Here is an 18,482-nt window from a genome sequence, read left to right as displayed (position 1 = left end):
CAAGAACTACGGCCGGCGGACGCCGCTCAGCCCTCGGGCCACCTGAACCGCGGCGCCCTGCGCTCCAGGAAGGCGGCGGCGCCCTCCGCGGTGTCGCCGCTCTCCCGCGCCTGCGCTGCCCAGAACGCCCCGCGCGCCTCCGCCTCCTCGGGCGCCACGTCCCAGGTCCCGTTGGCCAGCTCCTTCGCCGCGCTCTGGGTCAACAGCGACCGGCTCGCCAGGACGGCGGTGAACTCCGCGACCCGCTTGTCCAGCTCACCCTCGGCCACCACCTCGTCCACCAGCCCGGTCCGCAGCGCCCGCGCACAGTCGATCAACTCGCCGGAGAACAGAAGGTACTTGGCGCCCGAGAGCCCCACCAACCGGACCAGTCGCCGGGTCGCCGACGCCGGATAGGCCACCCCCAGTTTCGCGGGCGTCACCCCGAACAGCGCGCCCTCCTCCGCGAACCGCAGGTCGCAGGCGGCCGCCAACTGGGCACCGCCGCCCACGCAGTAACCCCGTATCGCCGCCACCGTCGGCCGCGGAAAGGCCGCCAACGCCTCCTCCGCCGCCACCGCCAGCCCCTGCGAAGCCCCCGACGGATCCCGCAACGAGCCGATGTCCGCCCCCGCGCAGAACGTCCCGCCGTCCCCGGTCAGCACCAACGCCCGCACCGCGCGGTCCGCCGCGAGCCGCGCCAGCAGCGGCGGCAGCTCCCGCCACATCGCGACGGTCATCGCGTTGCGCTTGCCCGTGTTGCTGATCGTGACGGTCGCCGTACCGCCGCTGACACGCGTCTTCAGACCCGGTTCCATGCCCGGATAGTAGAGCGACCGCCGGGCGCCCGGCCGGATACGATCGGCGGCCTGATGTCAGCAACCCTCGTCGCCAAAGACCTCGCCGCCGGCCACGGCGAGCGCGTCCTGTTCTCCGGTCTCGATCTGGTCGTCGCCCCCGGCGACGTGATCGGCCTCGTCGGCGCCAACGGCGCCGGCAAGTCCACCCTGCTGCGCCTGCTGGCCGGACTGGCCACCCCCGAGCAGGGCGGCCTCGCCCTCAGCCCGCCGACCGCCACCGTCGGCCACCTCCCGCAGGAGCCGGAGCGGCGCGCCGGAGAGTCGGTGCGCGCCTTCCTCGCCCGCCGCACCGGCGTGGCCGACGCCCAGCGCGCCCTGGACGCCACCACCGAGGCCCTCGCCGAGGGACGCCCCGGCGCCGACGACGCCTACGCCACCGCCCTGGAGCGCTGGCTCGCCCTCGGCGCCGCCGACCTCGACGAGCGCGCCGAGGAGACCGCCGCACAGCTGGGCCTGGCGATCAGCCTCGACCAGCCGATGACCACCCTCTCCGGCGGCCAGGCCGCCCGCGCCTCGCTCGCCTCGCTGCTGCTCTCCCGCTACGACGTCTTCCTGTCTTAGTCGGCCCGTACAGGATACGGAAGCCCTGGTCAGCGACGCGAGAGAGCCCCGGCCAGTGCTCGGGGGAAGCGCCAACCGGGGCCGGGGGAAGGGTCCTGCGGGCTACACGCGGGCGCTCTGGTCCCGCAGCTCAGCTAGCCGACGCTGGTACAGGGGGCCGACAGTGTGAGCGCCCCTCTCCCTGCTCGGGGTCGCCTGCTCAATCAGGTGGTGAGCCGCTGCCTTGAGGTGGGCCGACCATGCCAACACGTGCTGTTGCGCGGTCCGCCCGCACTGCTGAGGCTCGCCAGGGAGGCACAGCGGGAGATCGTCCCCGAGCTTGTTCGCGGCGTGCCGAACGTACCGGGCGATGGTCGCCCATTGCTCCTCGGTCCGCTGTACGGCGCTGGCGTTGCCTTCCACGCCCCACGGGCCGAAGTCGTCGCCGTGATCGTGCATGTGCGCGCTCCCTGGTGGTCTCAGCGGGTCAAGCAGGTGTGCCGATCGTAGTCGCCTCCGCGACGGCGTCGGCCTCCCTCGGGTCGCAGTGCCCCACGGACGGGACGCAGGGGCCGCACGGCCCGCACATGGGGAGGAACTGCGGCGGGGTGCACGACTGCGCCCCCGGCCCGTGCACAACCGCGATATCGGCCGTCACGCGGGCCATCTGCTCGCCGCCCCAGATCTCCGCCAACGGAGCCTGGAGCACGTTCCCGAGGGTCAGGAAGCGCCCCAGCACGCACGGCCAGACGCCGCCGTCCGGCCCGATGGCGCACTTCTCGTGGGCGCAGTGCCCGCACAGGTCCGTGACCGTCGGAGCGGCCCCCTCACTGGCCCGGCCGAACGCCCGCGTACGGTCCCCGCCGACCTGCTCCACCCCGAGGTTCAGGAGGTCTTGTAGCCCCTCGCGGGCCCGCTGGTCCGGCCGCACGGTGACGACCCCTCCGCGCAGCGGGATACCTAGGTCGAGCGCCTTCGTGATGTTCGCGCGGGTGCGCTTGTGCGACCCCCGGAGCCTGGTCACCTCGTCGTGCTGCTCGGCCGTGTCGGAGTAGTACGACGTGGCGAGCTTGACCCCGCACGCCTTGAACGTCTCCCACAGCGGCTCGCGGACATGGGTCAGGTTCGAGAACACCTCAATACCCAGCCCCGCCCCGTGCGCGTGCTCGATCAGTTCGGGCAGGTGTGGGTACAACGTCGGCTCTCCGCCGATGAATTGGACGTCCAGCGCGCCGATGTCGGCGAGTTGGTCGATCACGTGCAACCAGTCCTCAACGGTCATAGTGCCGTGAGTCCCCTTGGGTGACGAGTCGGCGTAGCAGTGATCACAGAACTCGTTGCAGAGTCCCGTGATCTCTAACCACGCGAATTTCAGTCGGTTCAGGGCAGCGCTCATCGCAACTCCTTGCGACTATAGGTGCGTTGGACCCCGACCCGGCGCACTCGACCAAGGGTGATCACCGGAACGGGGGTTGACCCCTCCCTCGGCATCCCGACCGTCCAAGCAGGGAAACGCCGAGGGAGGGAGTAGGACCCGCTCCCCGGAACGGACCTCACATCAGCGACGGGGAGCGGGAGTTCAAGGGCGGTCGGGCATCACGGCCCACAGTGCGAGGAATGCCCAGATGATCAGCCACAGCATCGCGGCAGCCAGCTTCACGCCGCCACCTCCGGGCCGTGGTCGGGGTGGCGGGCCAACTCCTCGTTACGGGCCCGGCATCCGTCCCGGTTGCCCGCAGCGCGGTCGTGACCACGCGCCCGCCGCTCGCGCCGACAGCGAGGACAGTTCGCGTCACCAGTGGCGGACGGTATGCCCCACGTCCACCAGCCGTCAGACTCCTCGGGCGGCTCGTCCAGCGTCACCAACTCGGGGGCCGGTAAGGGCGTCGGGGGGCGCCGTTGAAGTCTCGCGGGGGCGCTCACCGTGACTGCCCAACGGGCGTCATCAGCACGAAGGCTTTCGCCCGCTCCCTTTCGGTCGGCTCCCTCAACTCCGAGGGATCAGCGGGCCACTCCGGACCACCCTGGGGCGGGCGGAGCCACACCGCCCCGCCCCGGTCGATCTCGTCCACGACGCCGACCTCGCCGGTCGTCGCCATTACCTTGATCGTCTTGCCGGGCTCCATGGCTCGCCGTCCCCTCGAATCAGGCTGGTCTAGGAAGACCGTCTGACTCTCAAGGCCCGGCAGCAATAGGGAATTTCACTCGGCGTGAACGGGAAGTCACATTTCCGCAGGTAGGTGGACTGCCTCTGCCAGCGTCCGAATCTCAGGCGTCAACGTGCGGCGACGCTTCACCACGCGCCCCAGGATGTCGCGGGCAAACCGCTGGTTCGGCAGCCACTCAGGCGAGTTGCGGTGAACCTCGGCCAGCTTGGCCACCGCCGCACCGTAATTCCGAAGCTCCACATAGGCGTTGCTCACGTCCAAGAGGTGACGGTTCCAGTTGTTAGAGGTTGGCCGCAGGCCGCCAGGGGGTACCTCCCCAGCGAGCCGCAGCACCTCGTCCGGCCGGTTGACGACTGACGCGTTCTCACCTCGCTTGATGGCCACGGTTACCGGGCCGAACGTCCGCAGGAAGTCGCCGTCCGGCGCGTGCTCCCGCCCCAGGACAACAGCGGCTCCGTGGGCGAGCCGTAGCGCGTCCTCGGCGTCACCGGGCCGCCCGTCGCGGACACTCGCCGCTGACACGCGCAGCAAAGCCCAGCCCCACGCCGACAGTTCGTCGGGGGTCGCCCGGGACATGCGGGGCTCCAGATCATCAGCCCACTTCACGGCCAGCTCTCGGGCCTCGCCCAACTTGCCCTGGCGCAGCAGCAGCCAACACAGCGTGTTCACCGTGGCTGCCCCCTCCAACTTGTCGCCGGAGTCGTCCAGCGCGCGATGCAAGGCCGTCTCCGCCGCCTCGAACTGCCGCGTCTGGACCATCAGCCACCCCGCGAGCTGCAAGAGCCGCACGCGGACGCGACGGCCTTCCGCGCCCAGGGCGTCAGCCTCGCGCAGCAGCGGAGGGAGGTACACCGCCAGCTCCGCGAAGCGGTCCCCGGCGAACATGGGCGTAGCGTCCCGTACGAGGGTCTCCACGCCGCGAACGGTCGGCTCCTGGCCCAACTCCCCAGGTTCAGCCGGTGGCCCCATGAGCGTGCCTCTCACGGCCGCCCAGCGGTCCACGGTCGCGCCGTCCGCGTCCGTTTCGTGGACCTGCCCGGCTTGGAGGAACGTCGTCGTCGTGCGCATTGGCACGGCGAGCTTGCGCAGCGTCTCCAGCTTCGTCCGGACCCGGTCGTTCTCGACGTCCTCGACGGTCCGCTTTGAGATGCGGGCCGCCTTCGCCAACTCTGCTTGCGTCAGGCCCGTCCGCTTGCGTGCGGCCCGTACGCGCTCCCCGACAGTGCTCATATCCGCAGGGTACGACCAAGTCCAGCCCGGCCGCAGTAGAGGCAGGTGGAGACCGTGGCCGGGCAACGAAAAGAGGCCCCCGGGACCGGCCGTCAGGCCAGCCACGGGGGCGGGTACTTCACTCGGCCACGCGCTGCGCGCGGGCCCTTCGTCGTCGGTGGCGCGGGTAGGGGCGGACCCATATCCCGCGAGCGTCCTGCACCGCGCCGATCTGTGCCGGGTGGAGGCAATTACGGTCACCCATGGGGCCGACGCGGTGGCGGTCGGCTGTGCGGGTGCCGCCGAACGTCTCGCAGCACACCGGGCAGTGCTCGGGCTTCGCGCCGGTCCAGCTCTTGCCGCACGGGGGATGCGTCGTGGTCGTCGCCATCGGATGTGATCCTCTTTCAAGAGTTTGTCCGCCTAGGGGATTTGAGGCGTCGTCAGTGGCAAGTGAGCCTCGGGCCGGCTGCCGGGCTGGCAGGCCGTCAGATGCCGAAGGCGGCTACGGCAAAGGGGAGTTGTACGAGGTGGAGCCCTACGCGTGCGCGTCGCGCGCTCGCGCCCGCCCGTGTGTGCGCGCGTGCAGACAGCGAGCGAGGGCTCGTCGGCGATGAAACGGCAGGTCAGCGCCGCTACAGAGGGCGACGGAGGGGCCCAGGTGAAAAGTCCCAGACCCGTACAGGGAGGGGGCTGCTATTGGGCCCCGGGTAGGGCTGATCCCCGGGAGGGGTCACCCCCCAGGTCACCCGTCACGCTAAGTCAACTAGCTGCGCCTCACGCTCACTCGCTGCGCACGCTGCGCGGCGCGTCCAACCTGCGTGTGACGCATCATCAATTCAACGCACGCAGCGAGTGAGCGGCGAGCGAATCGGATTCGCAACGCCTTTGAGCGAGCACACTTCACGCGCACACATAAGCCTCGCGCAGCTCGGAGAGTTCAGCGCGTGCGCGGGACGTGAGTTCCAGTGTCTGGTTCAACTCAGCGGCGACGCGCGCAAGAGCGCGTGCGTCCTCGCGGGCGTCACGCCCCAGCGCTGCGCCACCCATTGCCAGAGCCTCAGCGGCGCGGGCCACATGCCGACAGCGAGCCCCGCAGTAAGGGCGGTAGTTCCCGCCCCCATTCGGCCGCGCCTGCCCTCCTCGCGGACAACCATCTCGACGGCACAGCGAGCGCTGACGCCGCGCCACACGCTCACCGGGCCCCTGACCCTGGCCGGGCGGAGTATCCCCCGTCATCGGGTACCCACCCCCTTCACGGGCCCCCCATTCGGGGCCCGGTCGGTATACCGGGGGTGGCGCTCGGCCTCCCCCTGGAGCCTCGCCGCCCACATGTCATGAACGAACAGCGAGGCAGTCAGTGCAGCCGCAGCCAGCCATACGACAAGTGCCGTGTAGGCGGCGGCCATTACGCTGCGGCCTTCAGTGCAACCATGCGGTTGGTATCGAGCGGAGTAGCGCCGACAAAGGTCTTCATCAGGGAAACGGTCTTCTGCTGGTCCATGACGAACTGACGGGCCGCCATAAGCGCGAAGCCGTTGTGGGTCATCGCTGCGGCGTCGGTACCGGCAGGAGCACCCGGGGCGCGGACGGCGAGCGCCACGGCCTCCTCGGTGAACGCGACCGCGCCGCCAGTGATGAACGGCGAGACGACAACCTCAAAGCCCAGCACGCGGCCGAGAGTTCCGTTCGTGATGACCTGCGCGTCACCGGCAAAGCTGGCGTTCTGGAGGCTCTCCAGACCGAGGAACGCTTCCTTCAGCTCGGGGCCGATCGCCAGAATTCGTCCCTCTTCCGGGATCTCACGCTTCGTCATCTCGGCGGAGGCCTTGGCCAGCGCGGCCAGCGGCTTGGCCTTGCTAATCGCCTCGGCCTTGGGGAACTTGGACTTGGAGCCGTCCGAGGCAATTGCCTCGTTCAGCACACCAGCCACGGCCTTCTCGCAGTGCTTGGCGACACCAGAAGCCTGGGGCTGGAGAACCTGACGGCCGAAGTCCCGAATGCCGAAGTTGAGCTGACGGTCGTTCAGCTTGACCGCATTGTAAGCCTCGTCGGTCAGCTTGACCTTGAAGTCGAGTTCGTTGATGTCGCTGTACTTAGTTCCTTCGTCGTCAAGAACCTTCGCGTCAATGACCTGCGGGAGGGTAACAGTGACTTCGTCGCCGACACCGCCATTGAACGAGGTTTCAGCGTCTCGGAAAACCTTGTTGCCAAGTACCGAGTTGGCCTCAAGCAGGCCAATCGAAGTGGCAACGATCTTGTCAATTTCAATCTTGTGAGCCACGGTTGGGCCCCTTTCCATGGTTGGTTACTTCGGGAACTGCTTGCGGATTGCCGCAGCGAGCCTTCGGGGGTCGAGCTGGGGTTCACCCTCGGGCACAGAGCCCTTGCCGGTCTTCACCGTGGGCTCTGGCCGGGCGGCAAGCCCCTGCGGCGCAGGCTTCGCCGCGCCCTGGGAAATCAGCACCGCCAACTTGGCGGCGTTCGCGCTCAGCTCATCGACCGTCGCCCCAGCGAGGATCGAGACGGCCTCTTCGGAAAGGCCGTTGGCCATTCCGGCGCGGAGCCGGGCCAGCTCCAGCGAATCGCCGGTGAGAGGCTTTACCTCCTCGCCCTCTGGGGCGTTGGGGGTGGCCGTCTCTGCGGCCTTGCTCTCCTCGCTGGGCTCCTGCTTGACGTTGCCGTCCTGCGCGGCCTCAGCGGCCATCAGGTGGCCTTACCGGTGTCTCGCTGAACTCGGCGGATACCGGAGACGAGTTCGTCAACGCGGACGGCCTGCACAGCATCGGCGTGCGTGCTGATGACTCGCGCCGTCGGGTCCTTCCTGCGGGTCATCTCCGCGCGGAACAGCGCGGGGAGTTCGCCAGCCTCCTCGGCCTGGCGAACTAGCGAACTGGAAGAGATCCGGAGCGCATTCGCAATGCGTACGAACGTGTCCACGGTGGGGGTTCGGTCGCCGTTCTCGTAACGGTAAACAGACGCGGGAGAGATTCCCGCACGGTCGGCGAGCTGATCAACAGTGAGATTCAGCTTGATCCGCCGAGCACGAGCCTTGTCGGCGTCGTACATAAGGCACCTCCTTGGTGCGGTAGTTAGGGCCTCTCCAAATGGAGAGGCAGAAGGTAAATGGAGAGGGCCGCCACGTCAGCAGTGAAGCGACGTAGCGGCCTTCCTGAGGGCGCTCTTGCGCAGCGCTTCGACCATTTCAGCGCGAGACGGGCGAGGTTGAACACCTACCGACGGCAGGAAGCTAATTCCCCCTAACCGTTGCTGACGGCTCACCAGGGGTCTCTGTGCTTATGCGTCGGCGCGCACCGACCTGCCAGCGTCCACGGCAGTCCGCGAGCGAGGGCCCAGCCAGCCACCGGGTTATCCACACAAGGGAGTTGAAAGGGGTGGCACCCCGCCGGGCCTCGGGCCACCGGGAGAGATCGGTGCGGGCCCAAGCGGGATGCCACATGGCAACCACTCGCGCGCACACGCGCGAGAGTCTGCAAAGGGATTAAGTGGGAGTTGGGTACACGCCCCAGGTGCAGCAGAGGGGCGGCAGCTCGTGGGCAGGGGTGTAGGAGTGTAGGAAATCAGCTACATCCGGCAATTGCTTAGAGGCTCCATAGTCATTGCGGGATGAGGGGTATTTCCTACACTCCTACACCCTCAACTAGAAAACAGCAGGTCAGAGAGTCGGTCGCTGTCTTGTCGCCTTCTCGCTGGTGTAGTTGGGTGTCACGCAACCGCCGTCGCCCGCTTCACGGCCCGGTGCTCCCGCTGACGGCACGTCGCCCCGCAGAAGAGCTTGGGCCGACCGCCGGTCTTCGGCTGCTCTACGTCCCCCCCCCCCACAAGCGAGGCATTCCCTTGGGGCTTTGGACAGCACCCTGGAACGCCAAAAGGGGCCGCCCCGGGGGCTCACCCCAGAACGGCCCCTGTCGGCGGGCAGACGGCCTTACGCGGCCACCTGGTACGCCTTCGTCGCTGGTACCTTGCGGCGCTTCTTCGGCGCTCCCACCCAATGAGCGGTGAGCCGCTTCTCAAGTGGGGTCTTGTCGCCGGGGTGTTTGGCCGGGGCGACGGTGACCCCCTCCAGTGCGCAGCGCAACAACATGCGCTGGTCTGCCAGGGGCGCAGCGGCGAACGCCTCGGCCAACATGACGCCGTCGTGCAGGAGCGACATGTCAGCCTCGTGGGCCAACTGCCGTGCCTCTGCGTCGAGAGCGGCGATCATCTCCGCCAACTCCCCAGACAGACGGTCGTACTTGTCGACGTCCACGGTCCCCTTCACGAAGTGGGCCGTATCGAGTGCGTCGGCTCGCGTCTGCGCGTCGTCCAGCTCGGCCGCGACCTCCTTGCGCCGCTCGTCCTTCTCCGGGTCCTGGTAGGTCAGCCAGCGGCGCGCGATCTCGACAAGGACCGGGTCCCCTGCGGGGAGAGTGGTCACCCGGTGGTGCCACATGCTGACGACGGTGTCGTCGGCCCGCTCCACGAGCGTGTGAATGCCCAGGCACGCGGCCTTGCCGATGTCGGCGTTGTTGCTGCACGAATACTTGCGGCCCGCTCCCCGCATCCGGCCGTCACAGCGACCGCACTTGAACAGCCCCGACAGCAGCGATTGAGCGGCGGGCTTGCCGTGCCCGCTGTGCGTGCGCCGCTCGCCGATGATGGCCAGCGCCCGAAGACGCTCGCCGGGGGAGACGACACCCTTTCCGACCTTCACGGCCTTGCCGTTCACTCGGTACGGCTCGCGGGTCTGCCGGTACTTCCCCGTCCGCTGTCCGGCCTTGTCCAACACCGGTTCCAGGTCGGGTTGGAGGCCCGCCCACGCCGGGGAGCTGATCAGCTTCATGATGTACGAGCCGCGCCAGAGCTTGCCGGAACGGGTGCGCAGCCCTTCGGAGTTCAGAAGCTCCGCGATGTCGAACGGGGTGACGCGGTCCAGCAGCGCGAGAGCGATGCGGCGCGCGGTCGGGTACTCGTCGGCGCGGTGGATCAGCTTGCGCGTCTCCGGGTCGGCGGTCAGCCCGTACGGGGCGACACCACGCCACAGCCCATCGCGCTTCGCTGCGTGGATGCCGACCCCCGTACGGGTGGCGATGTCCTTCGCTTCCTCGCGGGCCCGCTCCGAGAGGATCGCGAACACGATCCGGTGTCCGGGCATCGCGGAATCCAAACCGTCCTGGTCAGCGACCAGCCGCGCCCCCTGCCTCTCGAAGTCGTCCAGGAGGGTCCCCACGTGCCCCATCCCGAGCCGCGAGAGGCGGTCGAGCTTGAAGACGTACAGGTTGCCCGTCGTGCCGCTCAGAACGGCGTCTACGGCTTCAAGGAACACGTCTCGGCGGACGTACCGCTTGCTCGCTGACTTCTGCTCCACCCAGACGTGCCGGACGCGCTTCCCGTCGCGGTGCGCTCGCTCGCGCAGGCGGCGGGCGTGCTCGGCGAGCGTCTTTAGGTTCTCGCCCTTCTTGCTCCGGCGGATGAACAGGTCAGCGAGATCCCGGGCAGGGAGCCCGGCTATGTCGGGGTCGGGCGCGGCCCACTCGTATTGCATGGCGTCGGTCCTCGGTCGTACTCACGCGGTCCCATGCGTTAAGTGGGAGCGGGGGTACAACCCCGTCTCCGCATGTGACCGAGAGAGGGAATCCCCGCAGGTCACAGCCCCTGTTGCGGCTGACCCTGAGAGGTTCCTCCTCGACGAGCCCACCAACGACCTCGACCTGGACGGCCTGGACCGCCTGGAGTCCTTCGTCACCGGCCTGCGCGCCGGCACCGTCCTGGTCAGCCACGACCGCGAGTTCCTGGCCCGCACCGTCACCCAGGTCGTCGAACTCGACCTCGCCCAGCAACAGGTCAACACCTACGGCGGCGGCTACACCGCCTACCTGGAGGAGCGCGACCGGGCCCGGCGGCACGCCCGCGAACGCTACGAGGAGTACGCCGACACCAAATCGACCCTGGAGACCCGCGCGCACACCCAGCGCAACTGGATGGAGAAGGGCGTCCGCAACGCCCGCCGCAAGGCCCCCGACAACGACAAGATCGCCCGCAGGGGCCGGGTCGAGGCCACCGAGAAGCAGGCCGCCAAGGCCAAGCAGACCCAGCGCATGATCGAGCGGCTGGAGGTCGTCGAGGAGCCCCGCAAGGAGTGGGAGCTGCGGATGGAGATCGCCGCGGCGCCCCGGGCCGGCGCGGTCGTCGCCACCCTCCGGCAGGCCGCGGTCCGCCGTGGCGACTTCTCCCTCGGCCCGGTGGACCTCCAGATCGACTGGGCGGACCGGGTCGCCATCACGGGCCCCAACGGCGCCGGCAAGTCCACCCTGCTCGCCGCCCTCCTGGGCCGGCTGCCGCTGGACTCCGGCGCGGCCTCGCTCGGCCCCGGCGTGGTGGTCGGCGAGATCGACCAGGCCCGCGGCCAGCTCTTCCGGGGCAGCGGCGAGACCTCCCTGATGGACGCCTTCCGGGCCGCCGTCCCGGACCTGGCGCCCGCCGACGTGCGCACCTTGCTCGCCAAGTTCGGCCTCAAGGCCGGCCACGTGCTGCGCCCGGCGGGCACCCTCTCGCCCGGGGAGCGCACCCGGGCGGCGCTCGCCCTCCTCCAGGGCCGCGGGGTCAACCTCCTGGTCCTGGACGAGCCGACCAACCACCTCGACCTCCCCGCCATCGAGCAGCTGGAGTCCGCGCTCGCCTCGTACCCGGGCACCCTGCTGCTCGTCACCCACGACCGCCGGATGCTGACGGCGGTGCACACCACGCGCCGGATCGAGGTCGACGGCGGCCGGATCACCGACCGCTCGGTGTGACCGGGACCGATGCGGCCGGGCACCCGCTCCGGCTTTCGATTTGTCTCCGTGGCCGGCACCCCGTAAGCTCATCCGAGTCGACGCGGGGTGGAGCAGCTCGGTAGCTCGCTGGGCTCATAACCCAGAGGTCGCAGGTTCAAATCCTGTCCCCGCTACTCAGAAGGACAGCAGGCCCGGTGCACACGCACCGGGCCTGCTGCCGTGTGTGCCCGAGGACGTCCGCGCTCCCTCTGCCGCCTCCCGCAATCCGGGGTATACCGGGAAAAACGGTCCCTGAGCGAGGAGGCGGCGACGATGAGCGGCAGGTCCAGGTCTTCCCGGCGCAGTCCGACGGCCCGGCTGGGGCGCAGCTTCGGGCTGCTCGCGGTCCTCGGCGTCATCCTCGTGCTGGCCGGCATCGTCGGGTTGATCTACGTGGGCGTGGCCACGCTCACCACGATGCTGCTCTTCGGCTGGTTGCTGCTGATCGGCGGCCTGGTGGGGCTGGCGCACGCCGTCCAGTCCCGGGGGTCGAGCTACTTCTGGCTCGCGGTGATCGTCGCGGCGCTGAACATCGCGGCCGGGGTGGTCGTCATCCGGCTGCCGGACGCGACCGCCGCCGCGCTGACCATGTTCGCCGCCCTGCTCTTCCTGACCGGTGGCCTGTTCCGCCTGGCGGGTGCGGTGGTGGTGCGCGGGGCGCAGTTCGGCTGGACCCTGCTCCAGGGGGTGATCGGCATCCTGCTGGGCGTCCTGGTGCTCGCCAACTGGCCGCAGAGCAGCCTCTACGTCATCGGCTGCTTCTTCTCGCTGGAGCTGCTCTTCGACGGGTTGGGCCTGCTCGCCATGGGGATCGGCGGCCGTCGCGTGGTCGGTATGGTCGAGGACAGCCGGGTGGCTTGATCTTTGCCCTGACCGCGCCGGTTCCGGTGAGGGGCCGGCGGTCGGCCCGGAGTTCCCTGTCAAAACGTGGATTCAAGACGACGGGATGCATCACGAGGGAGATCAATTCCGACAGAATCGACCAAAAGGCGTCGATAGACGCTGACTTGTGTTCAGGAGCCCGGCCCGGACCAGCGCATTCTCAACACTCGTCATGTGAGGATGCCTTCCGGACCCCCTGCCGAACCCCCCGAGGAGCTGACCTCCCCGCTCGCCTACGAAGGTGTCTGGCGGTTCACCGCCCCGGCACTGGAGTCGTCGGTGCCCCAGGCACGGCACGCGGTGCGGGACCTCCTCGTCGAACAGCGCGTACCCGTCGCCGACGACATTCTCGACGGGCTCCTGCTGATCGTCTCCGAGCTGGTCACCAACGCCGTGCGGCACGCCGCGCTGCTCTCCCCGCAGATCGCCGTCCAGCTCACCATCGGCGCCAACTGGCTCCGCATCGCGGTCGAGGACGACCATCCCTACCGCCCCAAGGCCCTGGAGGCGGACGAGGGTGACGTCGGCGGCCGCGGCCTGTGGCTGGTCAAGGTGCTCACCGCGGAGGTGGGCGGGAAGTGCGACGTGACGCACACCGTGGGCGGCGGCAAGGCCATCTGGGCCGAGCTGCCGCTGGCGCCGCTCGCTACCAGCCCGCCGACTGTCCGGTGAGCTCGTGGACCGCCGGCCGCGCCGCGTCCAGCACGGTCATGAACCACGCGGAGAACGGGACCTGCGCGTGCCGCTCGGCGAGCTCGTCCGGCGTCACGAACGCGACCTCGGAGATCTCCTCCGGGTCCGGCGCCGGCTCGGACCGCAGCAGCCCGACGAACAGGTGGTTGTACTCCTGCTCCACCAGGCCGGAGGCCGGGTCGGGGTGGTTGTAGCGCACCGTTCCGGCCTCGGCCAGCAGCGCGGGCGCCGCGCCCAGCTCCTCCGCGGTCCGCCGGGCCGCCGCCGCGAACGGCGTCTCGCCGGGGTACGGATGGCCGCAGCAGGTGTTGGACCACACGCCGGGGGAGTGGTACTTCGACAGCGCCCGGCGCTGGAGCAGCAGTCGCCCCTTCTCGTCGAAGAGGAAGACCGAGAACGCCCGATGCAGCTGCCCGGGCGGCTGGTGGGCGGCGAGCTTCTCCGCGGTGCCGATCGTCGTGCCGTCCTCGTCGACCAGTTCCAGCATGATCGGCTCGGCGGCGCCGTCCGGCGCACCCACCGCCGAGGTCCCGGCGGTCTGTCCGTTGGCAGGTGTGATCGGCATGCGCATCCTTCTCGTCGGTCGTCGCGCTCAAGTCTGCCCCACCAGACCGCCGGCAGTGGCAGAGCACCGTGCCGGGTGCCGACCGGCGTCGGGCGTCCGGTAACCATGACCAGCCCCCGCATAACCGGCACCGGGGCCGGCGGCCAGTTGTTCCGGCGAGGCCCGATCCACCATGATGATCGCGGCAGGCGCAGCCGTCGCTCACCCGATCGGGTGGTGAATGCGTGGTGAACGGCCGCATCCCGCGATCGGATAGCCTCTGCCGACGTGCCTCCCGGCCCCCAGGGCCAGGTGTGCCGCACCCGCCGCCCGGGTAGTTCGTGTCGAATGCGGACCGACCGGCGCTGCTCGTCAGCATCCAAGGAGTGAGTTCGTCTGTCGACCGCCATCCTCACCGGTCCGCCGGTCGCCGGGTCGTCGCTCGAGGCCGACCTGCGCGCACTGGGTTTTGACGTCCGCACGGCCAGTGACTCCGCCGGCACCACCGAGCTGCTCGCCGAGGCGCCGGCCCAGGAGCGGATCGCCGTGGTGGACCCCCGCTTTGTCGGCCACCTGCACGCCCTCCGGCTCGCCCTGACCGACCCGCGCTTCCCGGCCGCCGCGGTGCCCGGCGCACTCACCGTGCAGCCCGCGGCCCGCGCCGCGCTGGACCGGGCCGCCGGCCGCATCCCCGTCGGGGCCGGCACCGCGCACCTGACGGACGTGCTCACCGACACCCTGACCGAGGCGCTCGACCGCGCCGACGTCGGACTGCACCGCGTCGAGCCGGGCAGCCTGGTGGCGACCCTCGCGCTGACCCCCGCCCAGCGGGAGGAGGCCCGGGAAGCCGTCGCCGCCGTCGACGAAGAGGCGGTCCGCCTGCGCACCGCAGTGAAGTCCCGCGACGGCTTCTTCACCACCTTCTTCATCAGCCCGTACTCCCGGTACCTCGCCCGCTGGTGCGCCCGCCGCGGCCTCACCCCGAACCAGGTCACCACGGCCTCGCTGATCACCGCGCTGATCGCGGCCGGCTGCGCGGCCACCGGAACCCGCGGCGGCTTCGTCGCCGCCGGCGTGCTGCTCCTGCTCTCCTTCGTCCTGGACTGCACCGACGGGCAGCTCGCCCGCTACTCGCTCCAGTACTCGACGCTGGGCGCCTGGCTGGACGCCACCTTCGACCGCGCCAAGGAGTACGCGTACTACGCCGGACTCGCCCTCGGCGCGGCCCGGGGCGGCGACGACGTCTGGGCGCTGGCGCTCGGCGCGATGATCCTCCAGACCTGCCGCCACGTCGTCGACTTCGCCTTCAACGAGGGCAGCGAGTTCGAGGGCGGGGCCGGTGGCGCCGGCCCGGCCGTGGGCCTGTCCGACCGGCTCGACCGGGTCGGCTGGACCGTCTGGGCACGCCGGATGATCGTGCTGCCGATCGGCGAGCGCTGGGCCATGATCGCCGTCCTGACCGCGCTCACCACTCCCCGCATCGTCTTCTACGCCCTGCTGGTCGGCTGCGCGCTGGCCGCCTGCTACACCACGGCCGGCCGGGTGCTGCGTTCGCGCACCCGCCGGGCCCGCCGCACCGACCGGGCCGCCCGCGCGCTCGCCGACCTCGCCGACTACGGTCCGCTGGTCGAGCTGCTGGCCGGCGGCGGCCGGGGCCGGGCCCGCACCGGTTCCCTGCTCGCACCCGCTATGGCGTTTCTCTCGTCCGCGGTGCTGCTGGTGTGGGTGATCTCCCAGCCGGACCCCGCCTCCTGGCTCACCGTCGGCGTCGCGGTCTGCTCCGCGCTGCTCGCCGCCGCGGCACTGGCCCGCCCGCTCAAGGGCGCCCTGGACTGGCTCGTCCCGCCCTTCTTCCGGGCCGGCGAATACCTCGTCGTCCTGGTGCTGGCCGCCCGCGCGGACGCCCACGGGGCGCTGCCCGCGGCGTTCGGGCTGGTCGCGGCGGTCGCCTACCATCACTACGACACGGTCTACCGCATCCGCGGTGGCGCCGGGGCCCCACCGCGGTGGCTGGTCCGGGCGACCGGCGGGTACGAAGGGCGGATCCTCGTGGTCACCGTCCTCGCCGCCCTGCTGCCCGCCACAGGTTTCACGATCGCGCTCACGGCACTCGCTGGGGTCCTGGCGCTGCTGGTGCTCGCCGAGAGCATCCGCTTCTGGGTGGCCGCGCACAATCACGGTGCACCCGCCGTACACGATGAAGGAGAACCCGCATGATCGGCCTCGTGCTGGCCGCCGGCGCCGGACGGCGTCTGCGCCCCTACACCGACACCCTGCCCAAGGCTCTGGTGCCGGTGGGCCCTGAAGGGGACGGAGAGGCGACGACCATCCTCGACCTGACCCTCGGCAACTTCGCCGAGATCGGTCTGACCGAGGTCGCGATCATCGTCGGCTACCGCAAGGAGGCCGTGTACGAGCGCCGGGAGGCGCTGGAGCAGAAGTACGGCCTGAAGATCACCCTGATCGACAACGACAAGGCCGAGGAGTGGAACAACGCCTACTCCCTGTGGTGCGCCCGTGACGTGATCGCGGCCCACGACTCGGTGATCCTCGCCAACGGCGACACCGTGCACCCGGTCTCCGTCGAGAAGACCCTGCTCGCCGCCCGCGGCAACGGCCAGAAGATCATCCTCGCGCTGGACGCCGTCAAGCAGCTCGCCGACGAGGAGATGAAGGTCGTCGCGGACCCGGCCAAGGGCGTCCAGAAGATCACCAAGCTGATGGACCCGGCCACCGCGACCGGCGAGTACATCGGCGTCACCCTCATCGAGGGCGCGGCCGCCGCCGAGCTGGCCGACGCCCTGAAGACCACCTTCGAGCGGGACCCGGACCTCTACTACGAGGACGGCTACCAGGAGCTGGTCAACCGCGGCTTCAAGGTCGACGTGGCGCCGATCGGCGACGTCAAGTGGGTCGAGATCGACAACCACGACGACCTCGCGAAGGGCCGTGAGATCGCATGCCAGTACTGACCCGCCTCATTCCGTCCCCGGTCGTCGTCGACATCAGCGCCGGCGCCCTGGACGACCTGGCGGGTCTGCTGGCCGACCAGCGCATCTCGGCCTCCGGCAAGCTCGCCATCGCGATCAGCGGCGGCTCGGGGGCCCGGCTGCGCCGGCGACTGGCCCCCGCCCTGCCGGGCGCCGAGTGGTACGAGGTCGGCGGCGGAACCCTGGACGAAGCGATCAAGCTCGCGGACGCCATGAAGAAGGGGCACTACGACGCGGTCGTGGGCCTGGGCGGCGGCAAGATCATCGACTGTGCGAAGTTCGCCGCGGCGCGCATCGGCCTGCCGCTGGTGGCGGTCGCGACCAACCTGTCGCACGACGGGCTGTGCTCGCCGGTCGCCACCCTCGACAACGACGCGGGCCGCGGTTCGTACGGCGTGCCCAACCCGATCGCCGTGGTGATCGACCTCGACATCATCCGCGAGGCCCCGGTCCGCTTCGTCCGCTCCGGCATCGGAGACGCGATCTCCAACATCTCCGCGGTGGCGGACTGGGAACTGTCGCACCGGGAGACCGGTGAGGCCATCGACGGGCTGGCCGCGGCCATGGCCCGGCAGGCCGGCGAGGCCGTGCTGCGCCACCCCGGGAGCGTCAGCGACGACGCCTTCCTCCAGGTGCTGGCGGAGGGCCTGGTCCTGACCGGTATCTCGATGTCGGTGGCCGGCGACAGCCGACCCGCCTCCGGCGCCTGTCACGAGATCAACCACGCCTTCGACATCCTCTTCCCCAAGCGGGCGGCGAGCCACGGCGAGCAGTGCGGCCTGGGCGCCGCCTTCGCCACCCACCTGCGCGGCGACCGGGAGACGGCGGGGTTGATGGTCGAGGTGCTCCAGCGCCACGGCCTGCCGGTCACGCCCGGCGAAATGGGCTTCACCGACGCGGAGTTCGTGCAGGCCGTCGAGTTCGCCCCGAAGACCCGTCCGGGCCGCTACACGATCCTGGAGCACCTGGACCTGTCCACCGATCAGATCAGGGACGCATACGCCGACTATGCCGAAACCATCAGTAGCTGAGCTCCGCCCGGTCGTTCACCCCGAGGGCGTGAAGGACCGGCGCAGCGGAGAGCACTGGGCCGGCCGCCTCTACATGCGGGAAATCTCGCTGCGCTGCGACCGGTACCTGGTCAACACCCGGGTCACGCCCAACCAGCTGACCTACCTGATGACCGTCTTCGGTGTGCTCGCGGCCCCGGCGCTGCTGGTGCCGGGGATCTGGGGCGCCGTGCTGGGCGTGGTGATGGTCCAGCTCTACCTGCTGCTCGACTGCATCGACGGCGAGGTGGCGCGCTGGAAGAAGCAGTTCTCGCTCGGTGGCGTCTACCTGGACCGGGTCGGTGCCTACCTGTGCGACGCCGCGGTGCTCGTCGGCTTCGGCCTGCGCGCCGCGGACCTGTGGGGTCCCGGGCGGATCGACTGGCTCTGGGCGTTCCTCGGCACCCTGGCCGCCCTCGGCGCGATCCTGATCAAGGCGGAGACCGACCTCGTCGGCGTCGCCCGCCACCAGGGCGGACTGCCGCCGGTCAAGGAGGCCGCGGCCGAGCCGCGTTCGTCCGGGCTGGCGCTGGCCCGCAAGGCGGCGGCGGCGCTGAAGTTCCACCGGCTGGTCCTCGGCATCGAGGCGTCCCTGCTGATCCTGGTCCTGGCGATCGTGGACGCGGTCCGCGGTGACCTGTTCTTCTCGCGGCTCGGTGTCGCGGTGCTGGCCGGCATCGCGCTCCTGCAGACGCTGCTGCACCTCGTGTCCATCCTCGCCTCCAGCAGGCTCAAGTGACCGCGGCGTCCGGA

Annotated in this window: 15 protein-coding genes, 1 tRNA gene and 2 pseudogenes; 9 read left to right on the top strand and 9 right to left on the bottom strand. The window is 70.1% G+C overall.

Going from position 1 to position 18,482, the window contains the following annotated elements:
* Window positions 1–26 precede the first annotated feature (26 nt).
* On the bottom strand, window positions 27–797 hold the full coding sequence (locus ACLJT4_RS10870) for an enoyl-CoA hydratase/isomerase family protein (RefSeq protein WP_411122077.1): 771 nt from the start codon (window positions 795–797) through the stop codon (window positions 27–29).
* Window positions 798–851: 54 nt separating this feature from the next.
* Between ACLJT4_RS10870 and ACLJT4_RS10865 the strand changes: the two are divergent.
* A pseudogene (locus ACLJT4_RS10865) lies at window positions 852–1,394 on the top strand (ATP-binding cassette domain-containing protein); the annotation flags it as partial.
* Window positions 1,395–1,866: 472 nt separating this feature from the next.
* On the opposite strand, the gene ACLJT4_RS10860 reads toward ACLJT4_RS10865, so the two are convergent.
* The 7 genes from ACLJT4_RS10860 to ACLJT4_RS10830 form a co-directional block, all read right to left on the bottom strand.
* Window positions 1,867–2,775 (bottom strand): radical SAM protein, encoded by a 909-nt coding sequence (locus tag ACLJT4_RS10860; RefSeq protein WP_411122076.1) that lies wholly within the window; start codon window positions 2,773–2,775, stop codon window positions 1,867–1,869.
* Window positions 2,776–3,298: 523 nt separating this feature from the next.
* A complete protein-coding gene (locus ACLJT4_RS10855; RefSeq protein ID WP_411122075.1) occupies window positions 3,299–3,505 on the bottom strand; it encodes a hypothetical protein in 207 nt (68 codons plus the stop codon).
* A 96-nt stretch (window positions 3,506–3,601) separates the two neighbouring features.
* Window positions 3,602–4,777: a helix-turn-helix transcriptional regulator gene (locus tag ACLJT4_RS10850; RefSeq protein WP_411122074.1), complete on the bottom strand. Its 1,176-nt coding sequence runs from the start codon at window positions 4,775–4,777 to the stop codon at window positions 3,602–3,604.
* A gap of 1,387 nt (window positions 4,778–6,164) precedes the next feature.
* Window positions 6,165–7,040 carry a P22 phage major capsid protein family protein gene (locus ACLJT4_RS10845; protein ID WP_411122073.1) on the bottom strand — a complete coding sequence of 292 codons (876 nt, stop codon included), beginning with the start codon at window positions 7,038–7,040 and terminating at the stop codon, window positions 6,165–6,167.
* A 24-nt stretch (window positions 7,041–7,064) separates the two neighbouring features.
* Complete coding sequence (locus ACLJT4_RS10840; RefSeq protein ID WP_411122072.1) at window positions 7,065–7,463, bottom strand: hypothetical protein; 399 nt, start codon at window positions 7,461–7,463, stop codon at window positions 7,065–7,067.
* Window positions 7,463–7,825: a helix-turn-helix domain-containing protein gene (locus ACLJT4_RS10835; RefSeq protein WP_411122071.1), complete on the bottom strand. Its 363-nt coding sequence runs from the start codon at window positions 7,823–7,825 to the stop codon at window positions 7,463–7,465. The genes ACLJT4_RS10840 and ACLJT4_RS10835 overlap by 1 nt, the downstream gene beginning before the upstream one ends.
* Before the next feature lie 877 nt (window positions 7,826–8,702).
* Window positions 8,703–10,301, bottom strand: coding sequence for a recombinase family protein (locus tag ACLJT4_RS10830; RefSeq protein WP_411122070.1), 1,599 nt, complete (start codon window positions 10,299–10,301; stop codon window positions 8,703–8,705).
* A gap of 133 nt (window positions 10,302–10,434) precedes the next feature.
* On the opposite strand from ACLJT4_RS10830, the pseudogene ACLJT4_RS10825 reads away from it, so the two are divergent.
* The 4 genes and pseudogenes from ACLJT4_RS10825 to ACLJT4_RS10810 all read left to right on the top strand — a co-directional run.
* A pseudogene (locus ACLJT4_RS10825) lies at window positions 10,435–11,550 on the top strand (ATP-binding cassette domain-containing protein); the annotation flags it as partial.
* Between the two features lie 81 nt (window positions 11,551–11,631).
* A tRNA-Met gene (locus ACLJT4_RS10820) sits at window positions 11,632–11,705 on the top strand.
* A 139-nt stretch (window positions 11,706–11,844) separates the two neighbouring features.
* Entirely contained in the window at window positions 11,845–12,432 is a 588-nt protein-coding gene (locus ACLJT4_RS10815) for an HdeD family acid-resistance protein (RefSeq protein WP_233656493.1), read from the top strand.
* A gap of 201 nt (window positions 12,433–12,633) precedes the next feature.
* A complete protein-coding gene (locus tag ACLJT4_RS10810) occupies window positions 12,634–13,125 on the top strand; it encodes an ATP-binding protein (RefSeq protein WP_411122069.1) in 492 nt (163 codons plus the stop codon).
* On the opposite strand, the gene idi is transcribed toward ACLJT4_RS10810, so the two are convergent.
* Complete coding sequence (gene idi / locus ACLJT4_RS10805; RefSeq protein WP_411122068.1) at window positions 13,100–13,711, bottom strand: isopentenyl-diphosphate Delta-isomerase; 612 nt, start codon at window positions 13,709–13,711, stop codon at window positions 13,100–13,102. The two genes, ACLJT4_RS10810 and idi, sit on opposite strands and share 26 nt — an antisense overlap.
* Before the next feature lie 375 nt (window positions 13,712–14,086).
* Between idi and ACLJT4_RS10800 the strand changes: the two genes are divergently transcribed.
* Genes ACLJT4_RS10800 through ACLJT4_RS10785 form a run of 4 tightly spaced genes read left to right on the top strand, consistent with a single transcriptional unit; the run spans window position 14,087 to window position 18,468 of the window.
* Window positions 14,087–15,907, top strand: a complete 1,821-nt coding sequence (locus ACLJT4_RS10800; protein WP_411122356.1) for a DUF5941 domain-containing protein — start codon at window positions 14,087–14,089, stop codon at window positions 15,905–15,907.
* Window positions 15,904–16,662 (top strand): sugar phosphate nucleotidyltransferase, encoded by a 759-nt coding sequence (locus tag ACLJT4_RS10795; protein WP_411122067.1) that lies wholly within the window; start codon window positions 15,904–15,906, stop codon window positions 16,660–16,662. The genes ACLJT4_RS10800 and ACLJT4_RS10795 overlap by 4 nt, the downstream gene beginning before the upstream one ends.
* Window positions 16,650–17,711: an iron-containing alcohol dehydrogenase family protein gene (locus tag ACLJT4_RS10790; protein WP_016574760.1), complete on the top strand. Its 1,062-nt coding sequence runs from the start codon at window positions 16,650–16,652 to the stop codon at window positions 17,709–17,711. The genes ACLJT4_RS10795 and ACLJT4_RS10790 overlap by 13 nt, the downstream gene beginning before the upstream one ends.
* A complete protein-coding gene (locus tag ACLJT4_RS10785; protein ID WP_275461876.1) occupies window positions 17,689–18,468 on the top strand; it encodes a CDP-alcohol phosphatidyltransferase family protein in 780 nt (259 codons plus the stop codon). The genes ACLJT4_RS10790 and ACLJT4_RS10785 overlap by 23 nt, the downstream gene beginning before the upstream one ends.
* The last annotated feature ends 14 nt before the right edge of the window (window positions 18,469–18,482 follow it).

The sequence above is a fragment of the Streptomyces sp. x-19 genome, from assembly GCF_046549115.1.
GTDB classification, from domain to species: domain Bacteria; phylum Actinomycetota; class Actinomycetes; order Streptomycetales; family Streptomycetaceae; genus Streptomyces; species Streptomyces albulus_C.
This window is presented reverse-complemented; position numbering and strand designations above follow the sequence as displayed.

Coding starts and splice junctions, on each gene's coding strand:
- ACLJT4_RS10840 (WP_411122072.1), bottom strand. CDS start 7,463: ATGGCCGCTGAGGCCGCGCAGGACGGCAACGTCAAGCAGGAGCCCAGC.
- ACLJT4_RS10815 (WP_233656493.1), top strand. CDS start 11,845: ATGAGCGGCAGGTCCAGGTCTTCCCGGCGCAGTCCGACGGCCCGGCTG.
- ACLJT4_RS10785 (WP_275461876.1), top strand. CDS start 17,689: ATGCCGAAACCATCAGTAGCTGAGCTCCGCCCGGTCGTTCACCCCGAG.
- ACLJT4_RS10860 (WP_411122076.1), bottom strand. CDS start 2,775: ATGAGCGCTGCCCTGAACCGACTGAAATTCGCGTGGTTAGAGATCACG.
- ACLJT4_RS10830 (WP_411122070.1), bottom strand. CDS start 10,301: ATGCAATACGAGTGGGCCGCGCCCGACCCCGACATAGCCGGGCTCCCT.
- ACLJT4_RS10835 (WP_411122071.1), bottom strand. CDS start 7,825: ATGTACGACGCCGACAAGGCTCGTGCTCGGCGGATCAAGCTGAATCTC.
- ACLJT4_RS10795 (WP_411122067.1), top strand. CDS start 15,904: ATGATCGGCCTCGTGCTGGCCGCCGGCGCCGGACGGCGTCTGCGCCCC.
- idi (WP_411122068.1), bottom strand. CDS start 13,711: ATGCCGATCACACCTGCCAACGGACAGACCGCCGGGACCTCGGCGGTG.
- ACLJT4_RS10850 (WP_411122074.1), bottom strand. CDS start 4,777: ATGAGCACTGTCGGGGAGCGCGTACGGGCCGCACGCAAGCGGACGGGC.
- ACLJT4_RS10810 (WP_411122069.1), top strand. CDS start 12,634: ATGCCTTCCGGACCCCCTGCCGAACCCCCCGAGGAGCTGACCTCCCCG.
- ACLJT4_RS10870 (WP_411122077.1), bottom strand. CDS start 797: ATGGAACCGGGTCTGAAGACGCGTGTCAGCGGCGGTACGGCGACCGTC.
- ACLJT4_RS10855 (WP_411122075.1), bottom strand. CDS start 3,505: ATGGAGCCCGGCAAGACGATCAAGGTAATGGCGACGACCGGCGAGGTC.
- ACLJT4_RS10790 (WP_016574760.1), top strand. CDS start 16,650: ATGCCAGTACTGACCCGCCTCATTCCGTCCCCGGTCGTCGTCGACATC.